Consider the following 23,555-nt stretch of genomic DNA (forward strand, 5'->3'; position numbering starts at 1 on the left):
AACACGACAATGGAAAGCCTTGATCATCTGCTGATCGACGAAGACGTTTCGACCGCCGGCCGCTGGGTCCAGCCCGATCCGGACCTTCCGCTGCGCATCAAGACCCGCGGTTTCACGGATGAGTATTTCGACGCACAGGCCCGCATGCAGCGTTCCGCCGCCAAAGGCTTCAATGGCGACACTGAGCGCCTGCCCAATGCGCTGAAGCGTGAGATCAACGCCAAGTGCCTGCGCAAGCACTCGCTGGTTGAGGTGGAGGGCTGCGTCATCGGCGGTCAGGAACTCGACATCGAGGCATTCGGCGACCTGATCCAGACGGAGCGCGGCAAGAAGCTGCTCGGGCTGGCATTCACTGCCGCCGGCATGGCTCATGAGGCAAATACCGCCGAAGCCAAGGAAGCCGTGGGAAACTGACAGACGCCCTCCGGGACAGCCTCAACCGCAAGACGGAAGCCATGAACTGGCTGGCTGATCTTGCGGAGGAGGACCCGGACGCGGCGGAGCTGCTTGCGGCGCGGCAGAAGGACCAAGACCCGCCTGTGCGCCCACTGCCGTGGTGTCAGTGGGCTTGGCGCGCGTGGCACCGGCTCAAGGATGAGCGGCAGTGGAGAGGATGGGGCATGGGGCCGGCTGCGGCCTGCGGTATCCCGTACAGCGCTGTAGCTTCCTATGCTGACCGCCATGGGCACGACGCCGACGCACTCTATGACCTGATCGCCGCCATGGATGCCGTCTATCTGGAATGGATGGTGGAGCAGGACGCGGCGCGCGAGGATGGCTGACCATGGCAAATGCAGCGGCGTTCCGGGGGCAACTGAAGGTCTTCGTTGATCGAAACCTGTCCCCGGAAGCGCAGTCAGCCGCTCTGGCGCGCGCGGCGAAGGGCAAGCTTGCTGATCTGGTCAGGGCGGGCCGGGCATCACCGAATTTCCGCCGGTTTGTGGACGGCGCGGAAGGCGTGGTAGAGGAGCGTGTCGGGCCTGCGCCTCACGGTCAGATCGTCTACAGGTTCAATGCGTTGGGCGCGGTCGTGACCTTCGCTTTGAGCTTCCTCGTCAACCGGTCTCCTGCCCGATCCGGCACATACCGCCGCAGCTTTTACTTGGGCATCGTCACAGGCGGGAATACCGTTGGTGTGGCGGGGGCTGAGCGCTTCCGCTCCGGCAGTGACGGCGGCATGCGAGACGCCAAAGGTCGCTTCACGGCGTCCGGTCGTGATCTGGCCGGCGGAAAATTCGTGAAGATGCAGGACTTCAACCCTGACGCACTCACACCGAACGTGACGGAGATCGTCATCGGCAATACGCAGCCCTACAGCCGGAAAGTGGACGTACAGCTAGAAGGCAACAGGAAGCTGTCATTCAGCGTGCCGGCAGGGCTTTTCGATGACGCTGTGAGCGCAATCAAAAGCCGGTTCGGCACGCTTGTTGACGTTAAGCGCGTCTACACCATGACGTTTCCAGGGCAATACCGTCTCAAGCAAGAGCAGTATCACCAATCTGGTCGGAGGAAGGGACGGGGGAGAGGGCGGGCAGGCAAGCTTGTGGAAAGCCCGGCAATCGTCATCACGTCGCGGCTTTAGGGCAAGAGCATCTCCCATGGCTTAGAAGGATTTTGGCAGGGAGGGTAGGAATGGCCGCTATCACCCTAATGCCCGCGGATCAGGAATAGAGCGCCGCAGACGATTGCTGTGAACACGAGCGCGATGATGAGGACAACCTGATTGCTCTCCGTCGTCTCCCTGGCGCACGACCGGCACATGAGCAGGTATCCGTTCTTCCGTCGCCCATTGTGTCCCTTGAGAACCTGTTGGCTAACAAGCTGGTCACGCGGAAAATTCTGCTGACACCCATTGCAGCGCGGCATAGCTATGCACCAACATGGTTGTGGAATTCGTGGCCGCATCGCATGCACTTCCCCGCGTCTGCGGTTGAAAGCGCGTAGCAGTGTGGGCATGTCTTCGTCGTGTCTTCATGCTTCTGCGGCTCGGAGTTGGATAGCTCAGCGCCGCAAAACCTGCAAACAACCGCCGCCTTTTTGATCGTCTCCGCGCACCTAGGGCATTCCTTAGTGTCGGACGGCGGAGAGAGCGGTCGTGATGATGGGCATGAATAGCCGTCACCTCTATCGCGATATGGCGTCGCCTGAACCTTTAGCGAAGGTAGGGCCAAGAGGATCAGGATTGTGATCGGCGCGACCAGTACAGCGATGGCCACCCACCCGAACACTGACCGTCCCTTGTTGGACGCGACAACGCCACTGCAAATCACAAGGACAAGCCAGACGATCAACCACTCCACGGCATTCCTCCTTCGGTCTTTATCGAAAGAATGCACATAACCCCTAAGTGAGTCGACTCTTCGAAATCGATCCAAAGCCGCCCGGCAGTGCCGAGGCGGCTTTTTCTATGGAGCCCTCCAAATGGCCGAACAAGTCGCAAGCCTCGTCGCAAAGTACGACGATCAAGTTTCCGCGGGGGCGAAGGCTGCGGCGGACGCCATCAACCGGGTTGGGGATGCCGCTGATTACAGTGAACAGCGCGTAACCCGCGCCACGAAGAGCGGCGAGCAACTGTCTCGGCAGTATGATGAAAATGCGCGTCTGGCGGCAAAGGTTGAGCAGGTTACTGCCAGATATGCGCGAGAACTTGCGGACCTAGAGAGAAGCGAACTGTCTCTGGCTGAGAAGGAAAAGCTTCGCTCCAACATTCTCAGCCAACAGGAAGTTGCCATCAAGAAGGCGACGGATGCTCATGCCCGGTGGGTTGCCGGCATGCGGGCGTCCGAGGCCGCGGCAGGCGCTCAATCTTCGGCCATGAACGCGATGAACGCCAGTGCCGCTGCCACGCAAAAGGCGCTTGGCGGCGCCACTTCGGCCTTTGGCGGTTTCACGGGGGCGGCCAAAGGGGCATTCGACAGCATCTCGTCCGGCGGCAGCGTTATGGAAGCCGCTGTGGGGCAGATGACCGGAATGGCCGGCGGGATGGGCGCCGCCAACATTGCCGCCGTGGCTCTTGGTGTCGGTGTCGGGGCCTTGGCTGGCGGGGTCGGGTTGCTGGCTGCCGCGTCCATCAAGGCCGGCGATGCGATGACGCAGGTTGAGGGGCGTCTGCGGGCCGCGACCGGTTCGGTTGAGGCGGCGCGAGATGTCTACAACGACCTGTACCAGCTATCCCAAAAGTCCGGCATTGCCGTGGCGGAAAGCGCTGGGCAGTTCGTCCGGTTTTCCATCGCAGCGCAGGAGATCGGAGCAACCCGCAAGGAGGTCGTGCAACTCGTAGACACGATCCAGAAGTTTGCAGTTGTCTCAGGCTCAACCACGCAAGAGGCGCAAGCATCCGCGCAGCAGCTTGGTCAGGCTCTCGCGAGCGGCAAGCTCCAGGGAGATGAGCTGCGGTCGATCCTTGAGAACATGCCTGTGCTCGCGCAGTCGCTCTCGAAGGAGCTTGGTGCATCCATTGGTCAGCTTCGTGCAATGGGAACGGCTGGTGAGTTGACGTCTGATCGGGTGTTCAAAGCCCTGCTGCGGACGGCAGATGATGCCAACAAGAAGTTCGAGGCTATGCCGCTCACGGTAGAGCGGGCTTCCGGCATTATGGCGGCGGCATGGGAGCGGTTTACGGCTGAGATCGACCGTTCGCTTGGCCGGTCTCAGGCGTTGGCGGCCACAATCCGCGGCATGGCCGGGATGCTGGACGTGGTAACGGCGGCGCTGAAGCCAGACACTGCGATGGACAAGTACCTGACCGTTCAGCGGCAGGTTCTTGAGCTCCAGCGGCAGATCAACGCCGGAGAGAACGGGGCTCTTCCTGCTCAGAACACCATCAAGGATTTGGGCAACGACAACGGCGCCAGCAAGGCTGTGTTGGAGCAGAGGCTTGGTGTTCTGCGTGAGCAGGCGAAGACCCTCTATGATGCCGCGTTGGCTGAGCAACGGCTGCGTGAGAGGAGGGAGGATGAGGAGCGGGCGACTGCAGCGGCAACCGCCGCGGCTGCGGCGCAAACTGCGGCTACTGCTTCGTACAAGGAAACCGTGAAGGGGCTATATCCGCTCGAAGACGCTCTGATTGAGCGGAACAAGAAGAGAGCGGAGGTGATGTCTGCCCTTGAGTCTGGCGTCATTACGTTTGGACAAGCTCAGAAAGATAATGCGGCCATCGAAGCCGATTATCAGAAGAAGGTGGAGTCACTTACGCACTCCCAGCGGGATGCCGACAAGGCCGCAAAGGAGGCGGCGAAGAACGAAAAGCTGGTAGACGCACTCCAGCGTGAGTTCGATGCTCGTGAGCAGTCTGAACGCGCCATGGCGATTGAGACGGCCACACGGCGTCTGAATGAAAAGGCGACCAGCGATGAGCGCAAGGAGGTGGAGGCCCTTGCCGGCAGCCTCTACGACCTGAAGGCATCGCGGGATCAGGATGCGCGGTCTGCTCAAGCGCAGCTTCGGCTATCGACTGCCGGCATGTCGGAGAAACAGCGGGACCGCATTCTGGCTGACACCAAGATCATGTCAGAGGCAACGCGGCGCTTCGGAAATGATGTGACGGATGCGGCCACGGCAGCCGCAAAGCAGAAATGGATCGACAAGGAACGGTTCATTTCCGACACCGAGATAGCGGCTGGTGAGGCGGAGAAGTTCGCCAAAGACGTCAAAAGCGTTGCGGACGATATCGCTGGTGACGTGGCGGAAGCCATGTACGAGGGGATCACCGGCAAGGCCGACAGCATCCTTGACTGGTTCAAATCTCTGTTCAAGCGGATCGCGGTTGAGGCGATCAAAGCACAGATCGTCCTGCCGATCACCACGTCCGTCGTCGGCGCTGTCCCGTCGCTGTTCGGCATCCAGTCTCCGGGCGGCTCTGCTGCCAACCAGAACGGCGGCGGGCTGCTGAGCAACGGGAACCTGCTGTCGCTAGGGTCGAAGTTCCTTCCGACCGGCGGGATCAACGCGGCAATCGACAGTTGGGGCTACAGCGCTCTCGGGATCGGGACTGCCACGTCCACTGTTATCCCCGGCATCGGCGGGGCCGCGGCGACGACAGCGGCAACGACCATCAACCCGGCCACCGGCTCTCTCGCCGCCTACAACTCGTGGGGGGCGGCTGGGGCGCAGGGGGCGGGCAGCGGGGTCGCTGCTGGTACGGGCCTGTCCGGTCTTTTGGGGGCCGCTGGTGCTGGCGCTATCGGCGGTATGGCGGCTGGATACCTTGGAACGGCAACCAACTCCAAGGCGGTCGGCGGCCTATCCGGCGCAGCTCTCGGTGCTGGGGCGTCGTATCTCGGCGGATCGTTGCTAGGCATCAGCGCCATGACCGGCCCCATCGGCCTTGGCATCGCTGCGGCTGTCGGCCTCATCACTGGCTTGCTCGGCACTCAGAAGGCGACGGTCGGCAAAACGGCGTCTGCTGACGTGACGATCAACGCTGGCGGTAAGTCGGCAACCTACGGCAATGTACTGACGGACAATGACGGTGATCCGGCTGCCGGTCAGGCTCTCGGAACGGCGCTATCCGGCATCTACAGCATCGCGGCCATGGGCGGCGGAAAGCTGACCAAGGACTTCGGCATTGGTCAGACGCAGAAGGACGGCCTCTATGTTGCTGGCAGCGTGCCCTACAAGAAGTTCGGTGACGACATCTCCGGGCTGCTTCGATACACGCTGTTGGAACAGGGCGGCCTGAAGGACGGCGGGGCAAACACCATCAAGGCCCTGCAAAACAGCAAGGCGAAAGACTGGGAAGAGGCCGCTAAGGACATCGGCTTGGGCGCATCCATCGACGCGGGAAATACCGCGCTGAAGGAAATGATCAAGACGTTGAGCGGGGTGACGGACGCAGCGAAAAAGGCGGCGGACGACAGTTTTATGCCGATGTTTGACGAACTGGAACGCGCCAAGAAGCTGGGCATCGACGGTGCCTACAAGGACTTGGCGACCGACCAGTTGAAAGCCTATCTGGATCAGCTCCGCAACCCGCCGGACTTTACCCAAGTCCAGACGGACATGGCGACGCTGACCGGTCAGTTCCAGGCCGCTCGTGATGCCTACGCCCAACTGAACCCTGCGATGGTCACCTATGTGGACCAGATCGAGAAAGAGACGCGGGCGCGGATGGCGGCTGCGGTGCAGAACGACCAGAACCGCCAGTTGAATTCGGCTCTTGGCCGGGACTACGTGAACCAGATCAACGATCTGATTACGGCGCGCTCTGTCAACGAAAGGAACGCACTGGCGGTTGGAAACTCGACGCAGCGAGCGACGGAAATCTTCGACGCCTCGCTGCGAAATCTGCTGTCGGGCCTCAGCGCATCCGATCTGGACGTGGTGTCAACGCTGTTCTCTGGCAGCATCGGCGACTTGGCACGGTCGATAGAGGCGGCGAACACGGCCACACAGCAGGCTACACGGTTTGAGGAACTGTTCGGCCAAATCCGGCAGGACAACATCAACACCGAAATCGCCTCGCTCAACGAACAGAAGAGCGCGGCGAACGGCTTGCTATCGTCGTGGAAGAACCTGTCGTCGTCTATCGCTCAGGCCCGCCAAAGCCTGTTGGTGGGCGACTTGTCCACCTTGGACCCCAAAGCCAAGATGGACGCGGCCCTATCCGCCTATCGTGACGCGCTGGGCAAGGCGCAAGGCGGTGACGTGGACGCGGCGGGGCAGGTGTCGGGGCTGGCGCAGACGGCCTTGCAAGCCGCCCGTGCCTACTATGCCTCGAATGAGGATTACGCCCGCATCTTCAACGAGGTGAGCGGCGGGTTGGGCGATGTGGAGAGCGTGGCTAGCCGTCAGGTCTCGCTACAATCCGCCACGGTCAGCCGGTTGGACACCCTCATCGGCGTGCAGCAGGACGCCTTGCGGGCGCTCAATCAGCCGGCGCAGGCAGATGTAAGGACGCTCCTGTCTGGCCTGAGCGCGAGCAACCTTGGCGACTTGGTGCAGTGGGGGCAGCGGACTGGCTCAGACGTGCTGATGCAGGTCCTCCAGACTGCCGACACGAAGCTGGGGGCGGCGAACAACCCGTATCGCTACGGTGCGTCTGCCGATGCTCAGCGGATCGCTGACCACATGAGCACGGAAGACTTCCTGTCGGTCGGCAGGTCCATCGGCTTCAATGGGTCCATTGACGCGCTGAACCCGTGGATCGTGGCCTATTCGAAGCAGTCTGCCTTCGAAGGCGCGGTGAAGGCGTGGGGTTCGGCGCACGGATACCAAGAGGGCGGCATCGTCCGAAACGGTATTTGGGGCGTCGATAGCGTAATGGCCAAGCTTGCCGGTGGGGAAGGGGTGCTGACTGCCCCTGCCACCGCCGCCATCGGTGCGGGAGCGGTGGACTACATCAACCGCCACCACGCTTTGCCGGCCAATGACCGGTGGGGCGGCTCCAATGTGGTGCCGTACCAGCCGCGTCAGTCCGGCAACTCGGGTGGCTCGTCTGCCGACATCAAGCGGCAGAACGAACTCCTTGAGGAGCAAAACCGCCTGCTGACGGCCCTTCTCAGGACCACGGCGGCGGCCGGAGACGGCACGCTCAATGGGCTGGCGGAAGTCGCAGACAATGTGAAGGCCGTCGCCAAGAAGGCGTCTGGCGGGGGGCTTCGTGAATGACGATCCTGTTGTTTGAGGCAACGGTCTATGACCCGGTTTCGGCCGGGTCTGTGACCATCCGCGCTGCGTCAGCTGCCTACAATCACCCATCGGCCCCCGGTTTCTACCGGGGCGCCGTCCTGGGGGATGCGCAGGCGACGGCGACGGTGGCGCGCTCAGTCTGGCAGTCGGAAAGCGAATATGGCGCCGGCAAGTTGGACTTGGCGACCATCGACGTTGAGAACATCGACGGCTGGATGGACTGGCTGGTGACCAATGCGGCGACGTATGGGTTTTCCGGCCGGCTCCTGCTGCTGCCCGACACCACTACCGCCTATACCTCCGCTACCGTGCTGGCGACCGGCGTGATCGAGGGGGCGGCGTTCTCCTGGGATCGCGTCACCTTCCGTTGGCGCGACCAGATTGCCTACTTGCTGGACAAGGCCGCACAGTCGGTGAAGTTCGCCGGCTCCAACAGCCTGCCAAACGGGCTGGAGGGGGTGGACGACATCAAGGACCAGTGGAAGCCGGAATGGTGGGGCACGAACTACAATGTGCCCTTGGTCTGCGTCAACACGACGAAGCTTATCTACCAAGCCTCCGTCCGTGGCATGCAGGCCATCAGCGCCGTCTACGACAAGGGCGCGGCGCTGACGGCCGGCGGCACGTTCTCGACCATCGCCGACGTTCAGAACGACGCCGTGAAACCGTCTGCCGGTCAGTGGAAATGGTATACCGGGACGGACGGAACCTATGTCCGTCTCGGCTCCACTCCGGCGGGCGAAATCACCGCCGATGGGAGCGATGGGGTTAACAGCGCCGCCCGGACCATCGCTCAGATTTGGAAGCGAATGTTGGCCGTGTGGGGCATCTCCACGATCAGCAACAGTGACGTGACGGCGGCCGACATGGCGCAGCCGGGAGAGGTCGGCATCTGGCTCGGAACCAGTGAAGAGCAACGCCGCGACGCCATCAACAAGGTCCTGGCATCGGGCGGCTTCGTGACGTGGCTTGATGCCGGCGGCACATGGCGGATTGTCCGTGTGGAAGAACCGACCGGGACAAGCTCCGTCACCTTCAATGTGCTGCGGATCGGATCGGCCGCCCAAGCGAGCGATGGCGATATCCTCGAATGGGAGTGGGAGAACCCCGGAGACGGGACCGCCAGCCCAGCCTACATCGTGGCCCTGGCCTACGCCAGAAACTGGCTGGTGCAGTCCAAGGACAGCCTAGCCGGCGTCTCCTTGGCTGCCACGGGCACGACGCATGGCCTGCAATTCCTGACGAAGGAAACCAGGCAGGTGAAGCAGGAAGACAGCACGACGCTGACCAATGCCCCGCTCGCGCGCCAGACGAACGAAGACACGCTGTTCATCGACCAGACCGTGACCTCTACGGAAGCGTCTAGGCGGCTTGCCCAGCGGAAGAAGGGCGGCCCGAGGCGGGCGCGCATGAAGGTGAAGTTTGGCCCCAACACAGCAGCGGCGGTCGATCTGATGAAGGTCGTCACCATTCAGCTTCCACGGTTCGGCATGTCGTCGGGGCGCGCTGCGCTCGTAACCGGCATCACGCCTGATTGGTCCAACCAGACGGCGGACCTGTACCTCTATCTCTGAGGCTTCCGACATGGCGAATGCAAACAGCGGTGTCATCGGGTTTCCCCGATGGACCGACAGGACGACCTTTGCCCAGCCGGTGGGCTCTACGTCGTCCACCACCTACCCCGTCACCAACCTAGCAAGCCTGCCACTGGCGCAGGTGTGGCGCTCCGCCTCCGCCAGCACGACCGACGCTCAGTTCGTGGCGACCATGGACAAGCAGCGCGGCGTGCGTCTGGTGGGGCTGGTGGGCCACAACATCTCCTTGGTCGGCAAGATCAGGGTGCGGCTCTACTCCGACACCGGCATGGCCGCCTTGCTCTACGACAGCGGGTGGATCGACGCATGGCCTGTCGTCTACGCCTGGGATCAACTGGAGTGGGAAGACGACAACTGGTGGAGCGGCCAGTATACGGACCTTGAGACGACCGGTTACCGCTGGACCCGGCCGCTGTGGCTGGACAAGCAATATCTCGCGCGGGCCATCAAAGTCGAAGTGAACGATACCACAAACACTGCCGGATACTTAGAGTGCGGAATGTTTGAGGTAGCTCAGGGATGGCAAGTCGGCATCAACTTCGGATACGGCGCTCAGTACGGTTTCCGCTTCCGCTCGCAGTCGGTTGAGGCTATTGGAGGCGCAAAATACTTTGAGCGTCGAGACAAACCGCGTGTGTTCAAGGGGCAAATCAGCTATCTTGAGCGTGACGAAGCCATGGCAAAAGCATTCGAGCATCAGCGCCAAATGGACCTCGACACACCGTTCCTCTGGATGCCTGACCCGACCAGCACGACCAACTTGCTTCGCGAGGTATTTCTCGCTCGCAACGTTGACCCTGGACTGATGGCGTACGCCAGCCCATCGCGCGACACAGTGCCGTTGGCTTTTGAAGAGGTGATGTGATGACAGCAGTTACTTTCCCCAACGGAAACGGCTACTCGGATGCGGGCGAGACCGCCAACGACATGCGTAACGGCGGGTTCCGGACGAACATGCTTCCGATGATCGGTGACACCATCGCCGTCGCGAACAACGCCGTCACCGCTGCCGCCGCCGCCGTGCCTGCTGCCACAACCGCCACGACCGCCGCCACCACGGCGACGCAGCAAGCCGCCATCGCCGTAGCCGCCGCCAACACGGCAGTCGGAACGAGCCTCATCAAGCAGCCCAGCGAAATCGCCGGCATCGACCCGGTGTTGGACTTCGTGTTCAGCGCCTCTACCGCCGTGCCAAGCGGCGTCATCACCGGCTCAAGCAGCAAGTGGGTGACGGGACCGAACGGCCTGCTGACCAGCGTGGCGGCCGGGACATGCCCCATCGACTACGACCCCACCACGGGCGTCACGCGCGGGTTGCTGGTGGAGGAAAGCCGGACGAACCTGCTGACTAATAGCGTCAGCCTTAGCGGATGGAGCACGTCCTCTGCCACCAGAACGCTTAATGCCGCAACTGGCATTGATGGTGCGCAAAGCGCTTCCAGGTTTGTCGCGACAGCCACAAGCAACACGTCGCCCAACGTTACTCTGAATACGACATCAGGCACGACGTATGTGATGTCATTGTACTGCAAGTTGGAAGTTGGCTCAACCTGGATGAGAGTCCGCCTTGCTGATGGTTCAACTACAGTTCTGAATGCGTGGTTCAATATTTCGACAAGAGCAGTTGGAACTGTGAACGCGGCAACGGGAACCATAACTAGTTTTTCCGCTGCGCAGCCAATCAACGTCGGTAATGGCTGGGTGAGAATTGGTGTTACTTTTTCAACAACAGCATCAACGCTGGCATTTGCTTGTGCCGCGGCGACAGGCGACGGCGTCGGGGCTATGGCGATCGGCGATCAGTGGCTCATGGGTTGGGCGCAGCATGAAGCCGGCTCCTTCCCCACCTCATACATCCCGACAGTCGGCTCCACCGTCACCCGCGCCGCAGACGTCAACACCCTACTGCTGTCCTCTGTGCCGGGGTGGAATGCATCGGAGGGGATGATCTATGTTGAGGCAGAACTTTCATACGGAGTAACGCCGATCAGCCAGACATTACTCTCTCTCGATGATGGCACGGCAAACAACATCATCACGCTGTTTTCAGAGTTGAACAGCGGAAAGCTGCTTTTCCGTACTGCGAATGGTGGGGTGACATCGACGGACATTCTGCTTTCGACTTTGGCGGCAGCGCCCACGTCCACCTTCAAAGCAGCAATAGCGTGGTCATCTGGCGTCGCAAGGGCTTCCTTCAACGGTTCTTCGCTGTCAGTAACGGGGACCGTTGTCCCCGCCGTTACAAAGCTGTCGATTTTCAATCGCGGAGACGGCTTGCGTCCGGCAACAGGACGCATCCGCCGCCTGACGCTTTTCCCCCGCGCCCTGTCCAGTTCCACCCTCCCACTCCTGACCGCGTGAGGCATCCATGAAGACCCTAAGGCTCCGCGCGGACACTGAGGCCGCGCTTATCGACGCCCTGCCGATGCTCCGGACAGTCGATGCAGACGGCGCTCCGTGCTGGCTGACCGCCGGCCCGGTGTGCGACGTGGACCCAATCGGCCCGCTCACGCTGACGGCCCCTGTGGTCGATCCAGAGACAGGGGAGGTGATGGAGCCTGCCGTCGTGGATGAGCGGTGGCATGCAAACCTGCGCGGCCCGCGCATCGGCGCTGCCCCTGCCGAGTGGGAGGCCATCGTCTCCGCTGCTGAGCCATTCACGCTCAGCGACATCGCCAATCCCCGCAGGAGGTTCCAGGCATGACTTATCCATTCGCAACCAGGAACACCGCCGGAATGATGTCGCCCAGGCTGGCCGAACTGGCGATGAGCACGATGATCTGGTCCGGCACCAGCACGGGCAGCGGCAATGCGCAAGTCATCAGTCCTGAGTTCCCCGGCCTCCTCAAAGGTCACCCAACGTATGTGTTCGTCGCGGGCTACTCAAATACGGGGGCGACGACCCTTTCAATCGACGGCGGCGCGACCAACACCAGCCTGAGAAAGGCTGACGGAACGGCGCTGATCGGGGGTGAGATCATCGCAGGCGCAGCATACACGGCTATCTACGACGGCACCTATTGGCGGCTCCTTGGCGGTGCTGGCGGCGCGTCTTTCCTGACCGGGGCTGCGACGAAAACGACCACCTACACCGTCGCGCTGACCGACAACAAGTCGATGATTGAGGCGACTGGCACCTGGACGCTAAGCCTGCCCTCCGTAGCAACAGCCGGTGCCGGTTTTACCATCGTCGTGAGCAATACCGGAACTGGCACCATCACCTTTGATCCGAACGGCTCTGAGCTGGTCAATGGAGGCTTGACCCTCGGTCTTCCGCCGCAGCGCTGGGCGATCTTGCTCTGCGACGGCACTGGATGGCGTTTGATGATGGCGGCGAGCGCTGCGGCTTTCAGTGCCACGACCTGGAACCCGAGCGACAAAAACGCCAGCATCACTCTTTCGAATGGCAATCTTACTGCGTCTACGTCGTCAGCATCGGCCATAAGCGTACGCTCAACGACAATCACCGGAACCGGGAAATATTACTGGGAAGTCTCTATAGACGCTGGGGTCGGAGACCATGAAATTGGAGCAGGAACGACATCGGCTACGCTGTCTAGTTTTCTTGGCGCTGATGCAAACGGCTGGGGCTATGGGCTTGACGGTCGCAAGTACAACAGCAATGCCGGTTCATCATACGGTTCATCTTTCACAGTCGGCGACATAGTCGGCATAGCGCTTGATACAGTCAATGGTAAGATTTGGTTCTCCAAAAACGGAGTTTGGCAAGCTAGTGGCGACCCTGCTGCTGGGACAAACCCGGCATTTTCGAGCGTGTCGAGTGCAGCAATTCCAATGATGTCCGAAGGCAGTGGCGGCACGTCGCATTCAGCGACCGCCCGTTTCTCTCAATCGTCTTGGGCGTTCGCGGCGCCCACCGGCTTCAGCCAAATCCCATAAAGGTGACGCATGGACATCTTCGAAACTGTTCCTCCATTTGACGCGCGCACCCACCGTCAGGCGCACACCTACGCCGATACCCCGGACCCGGAGCGCGACCGGATCGTCCGGGTGTGGGGCGTGGAGCCGATCCCGCCGGAGGAAATCGCCGCGGGGGCACTCGCTCAGCGCCGGGGTGAGCGCGACGCGGCCATGCCGGAAGCGCTGAACATCCTGTCCCGCCACCGCAACCAGCGGGACTACGGCCTACCCACGACGCTGACCGACGAACAGTCGGTAGCGTGGGCCGTGTACCTCCAGGGCCTCCGAGATTACCCCGAGACGGGCGTCTGGCCTGACAAGCCCGAGTAGACCGCGACAAAACTCCACACCAAACAGGCGCCCGGCCAGTCCGCGGCGCCTTTCGCATTTCTGGAGGCATCCATGCCATATATCGACTTCGCCGTTCCAGCAATTGCCGCAGTTATCTTCGCCGTCCTGCACCGTATGGCAGGCGGCGGGAACAGCCTAGGCATCGGCACGCAGGTTACCCGCGTCCTGCTGTGGGCTGTCCCTGTTGGCCTGCTGCCGGCGGTGCTTACGATGGCCGGGCTGTCTACGCTGCCGCTGTGGTGTGCCCCGGCAATCGGCGGATTGACGTGGATGGGCCGCGCTGACACCCCGCACGGCGCTGGTCAAGACCTGAGGGTTCCATGGAAGACGCCAGACAGTGCGCAAGGCATGGACCGCATCGCCAAGGCGGAACGGCTCGGCTATCTGCTGTCCGCCGGGCGGTCTCGGTACTGGTTGCTGTCCGTGCCGCTTGTCTTGGCGGCATCTCCAGCCTTGGTCCTGCTGCCGCTTCTCTCCTACGGCTATCTGGCAAGCTACCTGATCGGCCTTTGGCTTGAGGGGCGCGGGCTTGTCTTCCGCCGCTGGATCACCTTCCGGTGCGAGTGGGGAGAGTTCCTATTCGGCGGGTTCTTCGGCGGCACCCTGACCACGATCCTGATGCATATCTGAGGAGCCTGACATGACCAAGCCCGTATGCCCCGCCGCCGTCGATCTGGTGAAGCATTTCGAGGGGCTGAAACTGAAAGCCTACCTCTGTCCCGCCGGGGTCTGGACATGCGGTTGGGGCGCCACTGGCGACGGCGTGACCCCGACGACGGTCTGGACGCGCGAACAAGCGGAGGCGCGCCTTGCGGCTGATCTGGCGGAGGCTGCGGCCGATGTTGACCGCTACGTGCGTGTACCGATCAACGATGATCAGCGGGGGAGCCTCTCCAGTTTCGTCTTTAACCTCGGGGCCGGCTCGCTGTGCCAGTCCACTCTACTGCGAAAGTTGAACTCTGGTGACGCGATCGGTGCTGCTGCTGAGTTCGGCAAGTGGGTCTATGCTACGGTGGACGACAAGCCAACCAAGTTGGCCGGGCTGGTCTCCCGCCGTGCGGCAGAGGCCGCGCTGTTCCAGGGCCGCGACTGGACCGACGTTGCGCCAGCCGTGCCCGATCCGCAACCGCAGGCCGTTACCGCTCCCGCCGGCCCCGACGCTGACCGCATCAAAGCAATCCAGCGCATCGTCGGCGTGGTGCCTGACGGACACTATGGGCCGCTGACCAAGGCGGCGGTGATCCGGTGGCAGGCGGCGCACTCGCTACAGGCTGACGGCGTGGTTGGGCCGCGCACGGCTGCCGCTATGGGCCTTTGACCGACTTTACCCGCTTTTACCTGAAAACCGCTCAAATCGCCCTAGGAGGGGCTACCGACCATGCCCGACATCGACTGGCGTGCTGCCGCCACCTATGCCGCAGAACGCTTTGCTGAGCCGTCTACCCGCCTTGCTGTGGGCGCCGTCCTGTCCCGTGTCCTGGGGCACTATACCCCGGAAGACGTGTCCCTGTGGCTTGAGGTGGCAGGGTACGTGCTGACCGGCGTGATTGCCGCTGTGCCGGACAGAAGTCTAGCAAAGTCTAGCGCGGGACAGTAGGCATGGGCGCCGCACTCACCTTTCTCGGCACCAGGGCAGGCGGCATCGTCGCCTTGGTGCTGGGCGGCCTGCTGATCGTCTTAGCGGGTGGGCTGGGCTTCTCACTGTGGCTGACCCGCTCCGATCTGGCAGACGAACGCCAGCGGGCCGATACGCTGGAAAGCGCCGTGAAGCTCCAGAACGACGAAGTGATGGCTTGGCAGTCCAAAGCCGCTGCTGCTCAGACTGCCGCTTCCGCCCGCGCCATCGCCGCTTTGAAGCCACGGCCCAAACCTTCGACGGCGACCATATCGGAGTTGAATGCATGGATGTCCGGAAAGTAGCCCTTGCCGCCGCTCTACTGGTCGCGGGATGCGCCTCAGAGCCGACCGTGGTCAAGGTGCCGGTCGTAGAGCGCGCCGTTCCTCCGGCGGAGCTGGTGGCGCCTATCCAACCGCCGGGGCCGATCTTCTCCGCTCCGGCGTCATCCTCCGTGGCATGCGTCGATCCGGCAGGGCGTGATGCCTTGGTGTCCTACGTCGATTTGCTGCGGCAGAGGCTTGATGCGTGGAGAGCATGGGCGGTGCCGTGAATGGGTTCCCGGTTCCGGCATCCTACCTCCGAAACCGGGAATATCCACTTTAGGAAGTAACCGCAAAAACGAGCACTTGCACGCCGACTATTCTAGCTTCCGGCCATGATGTCAGCAAGGCGAAAAGCAGCCTCTATAGACGCCGCTTTTGCCAGAACATCGATACCGCCGTGGTCATGCGTGAAGACGAAATACCCCTCAGACCCCATGTGCTCCGCTCCGGCATCGACGATTGTCTGCCGGGCAAGTGAGCCGATGCAGATGGTGCGCTCTCCGCACTGTATGCTGATGATGTCTTCCATCTGACCTCTGCGAGGAATGCCGGCTTTCCACCGGGCGGGGTTCAGCGCTCCGGAACGCCTCACCTCTGCCGCTCTATACGGGGTCGGCATCACGGCCGGCGGTTGCCCCCGGCGGCTCGCCAGTCCGCCCATGAGCGGGTGGCTACCTGTTTCGACACTGGGCTGGACCGCTCGCTCCCCACACCGATTTAGCCCGCTGTCGGCGGTAAGGCGCACAACGTGCTCCCGCCTTGGCGTGTTTACGGTCCCTAGCCTCGTCCGTCCGCCAGTGCCGATCCGTATGCGGCGGCGCTCACCATCCGGAATGCGGCCGTCCTGAAGACAGCCGGGTGAACCCCGCCGCAACTCGCCTGCCCCAACATGCGCGGGGCGAATAAGCAACTGGCAATGCGGTCATACCGTCTGTCGCCAGTGAGCCCCCGGCACGCCGAGGGTGGGTATCCCGTGCATGTGGTCATCGATCCTAGGGCAACGCCTACGCTTCTGCCCACTCACCCCGATCAACGGTCCGGACGTCTCCGGTAGGATCGATGACCACACGCTTGCCCAATCGGGCGAATACTGGCCGGGAGGCGGAAGCCCATCCCCCGGCGTGGCCTGCTATTGGTGCGGTTCGGCCAGTCCCGCCAGTCCCCCGTGCTTTCCGAGGCGTCACCGCTGGGCGGTTTCGTTGCGGGCCGGTCTCCCGGCTCTCTGGCTAAGGTGGGTGTTCAAATTCCCAACGGCACCGAAATAATCGCCAGAGCCTCGCGCGCTTTCAGGACGGTCCATCCCGTCTGCCGCAACGCCGCCATTATAGCGCGACACCCCGCCACGCTCAACCGGTGATGAGTCCTGACGGGACGATTTCGATCACTTCCACGCCAGCATCCCGCGCCAACTTCGCCATGCCGCGCGTTCCTCTGCCGCCGGGGAACGCCACCACCACATGCGGCTTGCAACGCTCCAGCATGCGGGCGTTCCGCTTCGGCCCGGCGGCATTCCCCTCTGCATTCCAGCGTGCCGGGAAGCCCAGATACGGCGTCTCCCGAGCCTTCGCCCATTCCTCTGCCCATCGGTCAGCCCCGGACAGCATGCCTCGCTGAACACAGGCGCCATGGATGACCAGATCAACGCCGCGCGCTTCGTTCAGCCGGTCCAGTTCGGCAAAGACGGCCTTGTGGTCTTGGAAATCACGCCCGCCGCATACCAACACCCGAATGGTCATACCCCCTCCATGATGCGCCGGTATTCCCTATCAAGCTGATTGGGCTCTTCGCGCCATCGGCCGCGGAAATCAGTCTTGTCCTTGTTGCTCTTCCCAAGGTTGCAATCACCACATAAAACTTGTAGATTTGACAATTCAAGCTCAAGATGCGGGTATCGGCTTCGCGGCTTGATGTGATCGACGTGCATCACGGCGCCGGTTTGTGGCGTGGCGCCGCAGCACATGCAGCGCGCCCCATGGATTTGCAGCGCCTTGTATCTGAGTTCACGCCACTCCCGTGTCTCGTAAAAACTCTGCACCTTCTTCGGTCGCGGCTTGGGCTTTGGCGCCGGCTTTCCATCGTCGTCGCGGACTAGCTGCCGGCGCTTCTTTGCCTCCTCCCGGTCCACCTTCGGGACGCCACGACCATCGAAGCGCATGGGGTTGCCCGAGAAGCTAACCAGCGGGGGCCTTTCCCCCGGCGGCAGTGCGTCGAAGAACTCGACGAAGCGTGGGCGCGCATTGTCTCCCTTGCCGCGCAAGCCGTTCCTGATCTCCGGCGGCAGGGCATGGTCGCTCGCCAGCATGAAGCCAAGCTTCTTGGCGCTGGGGGAATTGTTGAATGTGTGGCCTCTGGCGTAGAGCCACGAAATCGCCCTGGTGATGAATTGCCAGTTCATCTTCGGTTTGGCAGGCTTAAACAATCTGGCCTCCGTCGTTACGAAGGCGGGAGAAGCCGCTTGATGCCGGACGCGCATGGGAATACGCTGCGTCGGAGCGTCAAGGCGTGCTACCACACGCCGCTCATTGGGGCCAAGGGGAGCCGCTAACTCCCTTTGGACTCCACAGAGTCGCAGAACAGACGATGAACGTCAAGCCCGCGCTCAGTCTGTGGATACTGCCTCCGCCCCAAACCCCAACACCTCGTGCCGGTTAGCTCTCAAAGATGACTGGCGCTCCAGGGTAGGCGATGGAATAGGTGTACGGCCCATACTCCGGCAGAAGCACGGGAACCCATATGACGATCCTCAGCGGAAAGCCATCAGCGTTGATGCCGAAAATGGCTGGGACGGCGGCGGCGGCGCTGATGTACTCAGAGCCTTCAACGGTGATCTGTCGCTCTGGTCCGCCGTTGACCTTGACGTGATACGTTTGGCTCATGCTGTCCTCCATGTTCGGTCTAGTAGGGAAGGGCGCCTAGGGCTGTCGCTGTATGGGGCGCTCGTCGATCTCGGCCATGTCGCCATCGCCAAAGCCCTCATCCGTGCCGACGACGCTCCAGTAGCCTCCGTCGTCGCTGCGGCACCACTCTCCCACTGTCCACCCTCCGTGGCATATGATCCACTTGCGGTGGCGCACCCAATAGAAGCCGGCGGCCCGCGTCTGTGCTGCTGTGCTCATTTGTCGGCTCCCGGCGGAGGGGGAGAGGCGGCAATGCCCTGTGACACAGCATGCCGCATGCGCTCGCGCTGGTCCTTCATGTGCTCTAGGTCGGTCCATGCGTTCATGGCGACGGCGGCCATGTGGTCGGTGGCCTCTGCCTGTGTCACCACCCAATCGGCCTTATCCAGTGCTGAGAGATAGGCCCGGATAGCGGCCCTAGCTGCGATCATGCACATGTCGTCCACGATCCGCTTGGCGTCGGCGGCATCCTTCGCCATGTTCTCCACGTACATCGTATCGGCCAGTGCAACGCCGAACGGGTCTTTGCCGGCCGTCATGTGGTCGCGCAATTCAGCCGCCACGGCCTCAATGACGGCTTCGTCCTGTGTGCTCATGGCGTCTCTCCCATGCTATTGACGATCCGCACGACGTACTCAAGGGTATCGCCAGTGAGGTATACCCGCCTCCCATTCGCGTCGCGGACATCGTAGGAAATCGAAATGTCCGGCGGACGGCCCGGAGATGCATAATCGACCGCTGTCTTGACGATCTTCCATGGCGTCGGGTGTGCTGTGGTCATTTCGTCTCTCCCGTATCGGATCGTGCCGGTAGCTCTATCCCTAGAAGGGAGGCGGCTTGCATCCAGCGGACAGGTGGCGCGGACATCGACCCATCGGCATTGCTGTCCCAACATGCGCCATCTGACCAGCATGGCGGCGGCTCGCCGGGGCCGTGATGCACCCAAGCGCCGCACGGCTGGTCGTCGTCATCCACGCCGATGCCTTCCGTCCAGGCGATCAGGTGGCGGTCGCCAAAGCCGCGAATTTCGGCCCGGAAGATCGTCCCGTCGCGCGGCGCATCCGACATCGGCCGCCAATCTCCGCAGCTAGCCACAGCGGCCTTTCCTGCATCGCTGGCCTCCCAGCCCGCCGGGTATCCATGCCGCTTCTGCGCCAGCCCCTGACGGCCAAGGGCCGCCAAGAGCAACTGTGTTGATCGGCCGATCGGGTTCCATGGCTGCGTCATGCCGGCCAGCCTTTCGAGGGTGACGCGCTGGTTGCTGGTCAGCTTACCCATTGCTGGCTTCCTCCGTATTGGCGGCGGACTTGACCTCGACCATCTCGTACAGGTCAGGCAGGTAGACCCAATCGCCGTCAATCATGACGTTTCGCCCGTTAACTCCGACCACTTCGCCACAGCGCGGGAAGAAGTAGCCGCGGCGACGGTCAACGTCATTGCTCCGCAGGTAGCGGACAAGCTTCCCCATCAGCTTCTTGGCTTCTGCCGCCGTGCTCGGCTTGATGTTCTCGCCTTCAAGGCAGAGGCACTTTGCCATCACTCATCCCCCTTGTGTCCGGTGGGCTGCGTAGCGTCACGTAGCCACTCACGGCCGGCGTCGGTCAGCACCCAAATCCCATCCGATCCGGGCGCCCGCGTGGCGTACCCAGCGCCCTTGAGCAGGCGTTGGATGTCGGCGCCCAAGAAACGCCATTTGAAGGCGGAGCCAGCGACCGGCTCGGCCGCTTCGTGGAGCCGGAACGTGCCGTCTGCGCCGATGCCGATAGCGCGCAACCGGTTCCGCAGATCGTCCAGCATGTCGCTCATGGCTCCCCTCCCTTGGTGTCCCGGAGGCGGGAGGCGCACATAGCCAACAGCTTCCACTTGATTGCCTTCTTCGCCTCAGCAAATTGCTTTTGCATGGCGATGTGCGTTTCCATGGCTTCCCTGTTCAAAGCAAGGGCGGATTGCACTTCTTCCCAAGTGTCGCAGATGAGCTTCACTTTGCGGGCGACCATCCAAGTTTCCGGCTCGTGCTCATCAATTGAGCCGTCACGCTCAAGCTGACGCACATAAAGGCGGGTTCCGCTGTCGCTGGCCCGAGTGACGTACCGAACGCCGCCAACAATGCTCCACTCGTATAAGCCGGTCCCGAGAACGTACTTCCCAGAAACGCTGTGCCAGTCGGTATCTTCGGATGCTGCCTGCATCGTCATGGCTCCCCCTTCTCTTTGAGGCGGACACCGGCGCCACCGGACGCATCACGCTTGGCGGCACGCTCGCGCCTCGTCAGTTCTCTCCTCAATGCCTCCTCCACAATCTCGACCGCATCGCCGCGCTTTCTCGACAGAGCATCCAGCCTTGCCAGAAGCGTTTCATCAATGCGGAATGACCTGAGTTGCTTCGTTTTCATGGGTGGCATTGTAGCTACAAATCCTCTTGACGGCAAGGGGTTTCTGTAGCTACATTACAGCATCACGGGGCGATGAACAACGGAGCCGAACATGACCACCTTCGCCACGCACGACGAACTTCTGGCTGCCGCCCGCGCCTCTGCCAAGGCGGCGACGGTCGCCGAGGCGCAGCGGATAGCCGCCAACCTGCCGGGGAGGATCGCTGAACTTGTAAGCAAGGCTGATGAGTTGATGGCGAAGTGGTCGGCTCTCCACTACGAGATGAGCCGCCGCCCGCTTGGCCCCGAACGTCTCAAGGTATGGGAGAAAGCGAGGAAGGCGGAAACCGCGTGGCGCGAAGCTGACCTAGAGGCCCGCAAGGCGCAGGCCGCATTGGAAGCCTTTCAGGAGCGTGCTGCCGCTCCTGTCCGCAAGCGCCCGTCGCCGTCATTCGGCAAGCGCATTTCCGCACTCGCCGCCCGCTGCTGAACCGTCAACGAACTTTTGACAGTTGGAGAGACCATGAACGCCATCGAACTTGCCGCCGAACTCCGCGACGGATCAAAGCGCGGCACCGACACCTGCTTGCTTGCCGCCGATATGCTTGAGGAACTGTACGGGCGCCTTGTCGGGCTGCGCAAGGAAGTCGAAAAGGCACTGGATGCCAGCCAGATCAACTTGGACAGCGAGAGCGACGACTACGGTAGCGGTTTCGACCACGCGCATTCGATCTTCTACCAGCGCGTCATGAACGTTCTGCGCTGACCGCCCATCCCCCACCATCCCGGAGTACACGCCATGACCGACAAAGCCACGCTTTAACATCTTCCCCACGAATAAAGCCAGGGGATTTCCAAGAGCAGCCTAAGCCGCTCTCTTCAGTTCGCGCTTCAACGGCTTCCCAATGGAAAACCTCGGCGCAGGCTGTGTTCCAGCCCTCAAGATATTGCGGGCAGCATTAGTATCGGCGTTGGCCGCATGCCCGCAATGTCCACACCTGAAAGTCGCTTGGCTCTCGCGACTTGCTTTGTCGATGGCGCCGCAGCATGAACACGTCTGCGACGTGAAGGCAGGGTTTACTTTACGCAGTTCGCCGCCGCGCTCTGCCAGTTTGTAGGCAAGAAGTGCCTCAAACTGGAACCAAGCGTTGTTCAGGATCGCGCGGTTAAGCCCAGCCTTCTGCCGCACGCTCCGGCCCGGCGCTTTTGCTGTGCCGGCGGCGCTCGCGGTCATGTTGCGCGTCTTCAACGCTTCGATCACCACCACGCCATGGGTGCTCGCAATCTCGGTGGTGCGTTCATGGCTCCAGTGCAGGCGGACGCGCGCCATCTTCGCCTTGGTGCGGGCAAGCAACTTCTTCGCCGCGTTCCGGCGGTTCGATCCGCGCTTGCACTTTGCCAGCTTTCGCGCCTGCTTCCGGGCGCGCCGGTCCAGCACGTTAAGCCGTTCGCGCGGCATGTCCATGAAACGTCCGTCCGACAGGGCAAGCGTGTGGATTACGCCGCGATCAATGCCGACAGCAGGGCCGAAATTCTGCGGCGCTTCGTGCTCAACCTCCGTCGAGAACACGACGTGCCAGCCTAGCGCATCACGCTTCACTGTCACGTTCTTGACCGCGCCAGGAATGTCGCTGGTTAGGCGAAACTTTACCTCGCCGATCTTCGGCAGGCGGACGACGCCCCACTTGGCGTTCAGCTTGCGCCATTGGCAGTTGCGTCCGCTGAACCTGAAGGCGTCATTCTCCCCGCGCTTGCGCGGCGTCGGGTAGTCGGCGCGGCCCGCAAAGAAACTTCCGAATGCGCTATCAAGATCGCGAAGGGCCTGTTGCTGAGGGATGATCGAAACCGCAGCTATCCACTCGAACTCGGCGCGCAACACCGTCAACTCGCGAGCCTGCGACGGGTAGCTGATGGACCGCCCGGTGCTTGTCTTGAACTGCCGCCACCAGTCTCGGCGCTGCTCCAAGGCGAGATTGTAGACGAGGCGGCACACGCCCGCATATTGGCCGAACAGAGCTTCTTGCTCGTCGGTCGCATACAGTCGGAACTTATAGCCTCGATGGGTGACGCTCATGCCAAGAAGTATCGCACGGCGTTCATGTTTTGTCTAATGGCCGCGCGGTAGGGCAGGGCGGTTAAGCCGCCTTCCCCGGCCAAGGCCACGGACCCTCATAAAACACGCCTTCCTGCGGCAGCCCGCACCCCACGTCCACCGCCTCCAGCCTCAGCCCTGCGGCAAGCGGCCTCTCTGACGCCAGCGACACGGCGCGTGACGGGTTGGCCGCTCGCACTTTCAGGACAATTGACGGCACTTCTGTCGAGCCCTGGAAGCCCTTCACGCCGTACATCCTCATCGCCATGGCACCCTCGCATCTATCCCCACGGCGATCTTATCCCGTCCTGCGCCGCACGCGCTACACCTCCACGGCAGGTCCGCCGGGTGCCGGCCATATCCCCAGCGCATCAGCAGCGGGCCGGCGTCAAGCTCTACCTGATGGCCGCACGCCCGGCACCGCACGGCAACGGTGTCTCCGTGGCGCTGCCAGTCGCCAAGGCAGCGGAATTCCTTCGTGCTCATAGCCCATCACGCCAGACGGCGGGGCAGGGTGTCAACGACAAAGGGCCACCCATTGCGGTGGCCTTGTTGCTGTCTGGACACGCTCATCCGAAAGCGGGAGCGATGCGGTATCGGATGCATGGCAGAAAGTTATTTACACAACACCTAGGCGATCCTATGCGATCTGCGACATATGGACAAACAGGAAACGCAACGGAAACGAAATTACTAGACTGTTTATTTCGTTAATGTCCTATTTTGGGAAATTTTTCACTTAACACATAATCAGCATT

At 62.1% G+C, this 23,555-nt stretch carries 28 protein-coding genes; 16 read left to right on the forward strand and 12 right to left on the reverse strand.

Translation table 11 applies throughout. The features are described from left to right. The first annotated feature begins 9 nt into the window (after positions 1–9). The 14 genes from TSH20_RS03940 (at position 10) to TSH20_RS04005 (ending at position 15,416) form a co-directional block, all read left to right on the forward strand. Positions 10–414: a hypothetical protein gene (locus TSH20_RS03940; RefSeq protein ID WP_247871095.1), complete on the forward strand. Its 405-nt coding sequence runs from the start codon at positions 10–12 to the stop codon at positions 412–414. A gap of 41 nt (positions 415–455) precedes the next feature. Beyond that, a complete protein-coding gene (locus TSH20_RS03945; RefSeq protein WP_109073508.1) occupies positions 456–782 on the forward strand; it encodes a hypothetical protein in 327 nt (108 codons plus the stop codon). Between the two features lie 2 nt (positions 783–784). Further along, the gene (locus tag TSH20_RS03950) at positions 785–1,582 is read left to right on the forward strand and encodes a hypothetical protein (protein WP_109073509.1); all 798 of its coding nucleotides are present in this window, start codon (positions 785–787) and stop codon (positions 1,580–1,582) included. Between the two features lie 839 nt (positions 1,583–2,421). Next, the gene (locus tag TSH20_RS03955) at positions 2,422–7,608 is read left to right on the forward strand and encodes a tape measure protein (RefSeq protein WP_109073510.1); all 5,187 of its coding nucleotides are present in this window, start codon (positions 2,422–2,424) and stop codon (positions 7,606–7,608) included. Further along, the gene (locus TSH20_RS03960) at positions 7,605–9,203 is read left to right on the forward strand and encodes a hypothetical protein (protein ID WP_109073511.1); all 1,599 of its coding nucleotides are present in this window, start codon (positions 7,605–7,607) and stop codon (positions 9,201–9,203) included. Before TSH20_RS03955 ends, TSH20_RS03960 begins: the two co-directional genes overlap by 4 nt. Before the next feature lie 10 nt (positions 9,204–9,213). After that, positions 9,214–10,089 carry a hypothetical protein gene (locus TSH20_RS03965; RefSeq protein WP_109073512.1) on the forward strand — a complete coding sequence of 292 codons (876 nt, stop codon included), beginning with the start codon at positions 9,214–9,216 and terminating at the stop codon, positions 10,087–10,089. Continuing rightward, positions 10,089–11,585, forward strand: a complete 1,497-nt coding sequence (locus TSH20_RS34540) for a hypothetical protein (protein WP_146205318.1) — start codon at positions 10,089–10,091, stop codon at positions 11,583–11,585. Before TSH20_RS03965 ends, TSH20_RS34540 begins: the two co-directional genes overlap by 1 nt. A gap of 7 nt (positions 11,586–11,592) precedes the next feature. Next, positions 11,593–11,928, forward strand: a complete 336-nt coding sequence (locus TSH20_RS03975) for a hypothetical protein (protein WP_109073514.1) — start codon at positions 11,593–11,595, stop codon at positions 11,926–11,928. Further along, positions 11,925–13,124, forward strand: a complete 1,200-nt coding sequence (locus TSH20_RS03980; RefSeq protein ID WP_109073515.1) for an SPRY domain-containing protein — start codon at positions 11,925–11,927, stop codon at positions 13,122–13,124. Before TSH20_RS03975 ends, TSH20_RS03980 begins: the two co-directional genes overlap by 4 nt. Positions 13,125–13,133: 9 nt before the next feature. Further along, positions 13,134–13,475, forward strand: coding sequence for a hypothetical protein (locus tag TSH20_RS03985; protein ID WP_109073516.1), 342 nt, complete (start codon positions 13,134–13,136; stop codon positions 13,473–13,475). A gap of 72 nt (positions 13,476–13,547) precedes the next feature. Next, on the forward strand, positions 13,548–14,126 hold the full coding sequence (locus TSH20_RS03990) for a hypothetical protein (RefSeq protein ID WP_109073517.1): 579 nt from the start codon (positions 13,548–13,550) through the stop codon (positions 14,124–14,126). 10 nt (positions 14,127–14,136) lie between these two features. Next, the gene (locus tag TSH20_RS03995) at positions 14,137–14,814 is read left to right on the forward strand and encodes a glycoside hydrolase family protein (protein WP_109155473.1); all 678 of its coding nucleotides are present in this window, start codon (positions 14,137–14,139) and stop codon (positions 14,812–14,814) included. Positions 14,815–14,874: 60 nt separating this feature from the next. Further along, positions 14,875–15,093 (forward strand): hypothetical protein, encoded by a 219-nt coding sequence (locus tag TSH20_RS04000; protein ID WP_109073518.1) that lies wholly within the window; start codon positions 14,875–14,877, stop codon positions 15,091–15,093. Positions 15,094–15,095: 2 nt separating this feature from the next. Continuing rightward, a complete protein-coding gene (locus TSH20_RS04005; protein WP_109073519.1) occupies positions 15,096–15,416 on the forward strand; it encodes a hypothetical protein in 321 nt (106 codons plus the stop codon). Between the two features lie 340 nt (positions 15,417–15,756). Here the strand turns inward: TSH20_RS04005 and TSH20_RS04010 are convergent, their stop codons facing one another. From TSH20_RS04010 to TSH20_RS34550, 11 genes are all read right to left on the reverse strand, one after another. Next, positions 15,757–15,966, reverse strand: coding sequence for a hypothetical protein (locus TSH20_RS04010; protein WP_109073520.1), 210 nt, complete (start codon positions 15,964–15,966; stop codon positions 15,757–15,759). 817 nt (positions 15,967–16,783) lie between these two features. Continuing rightward, positions 16,784–17,173: a DUF2493 domain-containing protein gene (locus TSH20_RS04015; protein WP_109073521.1), complete on the reverse strand. Its 390-nt coding sequence runs from the start codon at positions 17,171–17,173 to the stop codon at positions 16,784–16,786. Beyond that, a complete protein-coding gene (locus TSH20_RS35235; RefSeq protein ID WP_199231848.1) occupies positions 17,170–17,856 on the reverse strand; it encodes an HNH endonuclease signature motif containing protein in 687 nt (228 codons plus the stop codon). The genes TSH20_RS04015 and TSH20_RS35235 overlap by 4 nt, the downstream gene beginning before the upstream one ends. A gap of 229 nt (positions 17,857–18,085) precedes the next feature. Next, a complete protein-coding gene (locus tag TSH20_RS04025) occupies positions 18,086–18,313 on the reverse strand; it encodes a hypothetical protein (protein WP_146205317.1) in 228 nt (75 codons plus the stop codon). Between the two features lie 236 nt (positions 18,314–18,549). Further along, complete coding sequence (locus TSH20_RS04035) at positions 18,550–18,930, reverse strand: hypothetical protein (protein ID WP_109073524.1); 381 nt, start codon at positions 18,928–18,930, stop codon at positions 18,550–18,552. Next, positions 18,927–19,115, reverse strand: coding sequence for a hypothetical protein (locus tag TSH20_RS34545; RefSeq protein ID WP_146205316.1), 189 nt, complete (start codon positions 19,113–19,115; stop codon positions 18,927–18,929). The genes TSH20_RS04035 and TSH20_RS34545 overlap by 4 nt, the downstream gene beginning before the upstream one ends. Next, positions 19,112–19,612 carry a hypothetical protein gene (locus TSH20_RS04040; RefSeq protein WP_109073525.1) on the reverse strand — a complete coding sequence of 167 codons (501 nt, stop codon included), beginning with the start codon at positions 19,610–19,612 and terminating at the stop codon, positions 19,112–19,114. The genes TSH20_RS34545 and TSH20_RS04040 overlap by 4 nt, the downstream gene beginning before the upstream one ends. Continuing rightward, positions 19,605–19,871: a hypothetical protein gene (locus tag TSH20_RS04045; RefSeq protein ID WP_109073526.1), complete on the reverse strand. Its 267-nt coding sequence runs from the start codon at positions 19,869–19,871 to the stop codon at positions 19,605–19,607. Before TSH20_RS04045 ends, TSH20_RS04040 begins: the two co-directional genes overlap by 8 nt. Beyond that, positions 19,871–20,140 carry a hypothetical protein gene (locus tag TSH20_RS04050; protein WP_109073527.1) on the reverse strand — a complete coding sequence of 90 codons (270 nt, stop codon included), beginning with the start codon at positions 20,138–20,140 and terminating at the stop codon, positions 19,871–19,873. The genes TSH20_RS04045 and TSH20_RS04050 overlap by 1 nt, the downstream gene beginning before the upstream one ends. Further along, on the reverse strand, positions 20,137–20,529 hold the full coding sequence (locus TSH20_RS04055; protein WP_109073528.1) for a hypothetical protein: 393 nt from the start codon (positions 20,527–20,529) through the stop codon (positions 20,137–20,139). The genes TSH20_RS04050 and TSH20_RS04055 overlap by 4 nt, the downstream gene beginning before the upstream one ends. Then, positions 20,526–20,726, reverse strand: a complete 201-nt coding sequence (locus tag TSH20_RS34550) for a hypothetical protein (protein WP_146205315.1) — start codon at positions 20,724–20,726, stop codon at positions 20,526–20,528. The genes TSH20_RS04055 and TSH20_RS34550 overlap by 4 nt, the downstream gene beginning before the upstream one ends. A gap of 91 nt (positions 20,727–20,817) precedes the next feature. Between TSH20_RS34550 and TSH20_RS04060 the strand changes: the two genes are divergently transcribed. Further along, on the forward strand, positions 20,818–21,195 hold the full coding sequence (locus TSH20_RS04060) for a hypothetical protein (RefSeq protein WP_109073529.1): 378 nt from the start codon (positions 20,818–20,820) through the stop codon (positions 21,193–21,195). A 33-nt stretch (positions 21,196–21,228) separates the two neighbouring features. After that, entirely contained in the window at positions 21,229–21,471 is a 243-nt protein-coding gene (locus TSH20_RS04065; protein ID WP_109073530.1) for a hypothetical protein, read from the forward strand. 99 nt (positions 21,472–21,570) lie between these two features. Here the strand turns inward: TSH20_RS04065 and TSH20_RS04070 are convergent, their stop codons facing one another. Beyond that, positions 21,571–22,779 carry an RNA-guided endonuclease TnpB family protein gene (locus TSH20_RS04070; RefSeq protein WP_109073531.1) on the reverse strand — a complete coding sequence of 403 codons (1,209 nt, stop codon included), beginning with the start codon at positions 22,777–22,779 and terminating at the stop codon, positions 21,571–21,573. Positions 22,780–23,555 lie beyond the last annotated feature (776 nt).

The sequence above is a fragment of the Azospirillum sp. TSH20 genome (assembly GCF_003115935.1).
Lineage (GTDB): Bacteria > Pseudomonadota > Alphaproteobacteria > Azospirillales > Azospirillaceae > Azospirillum.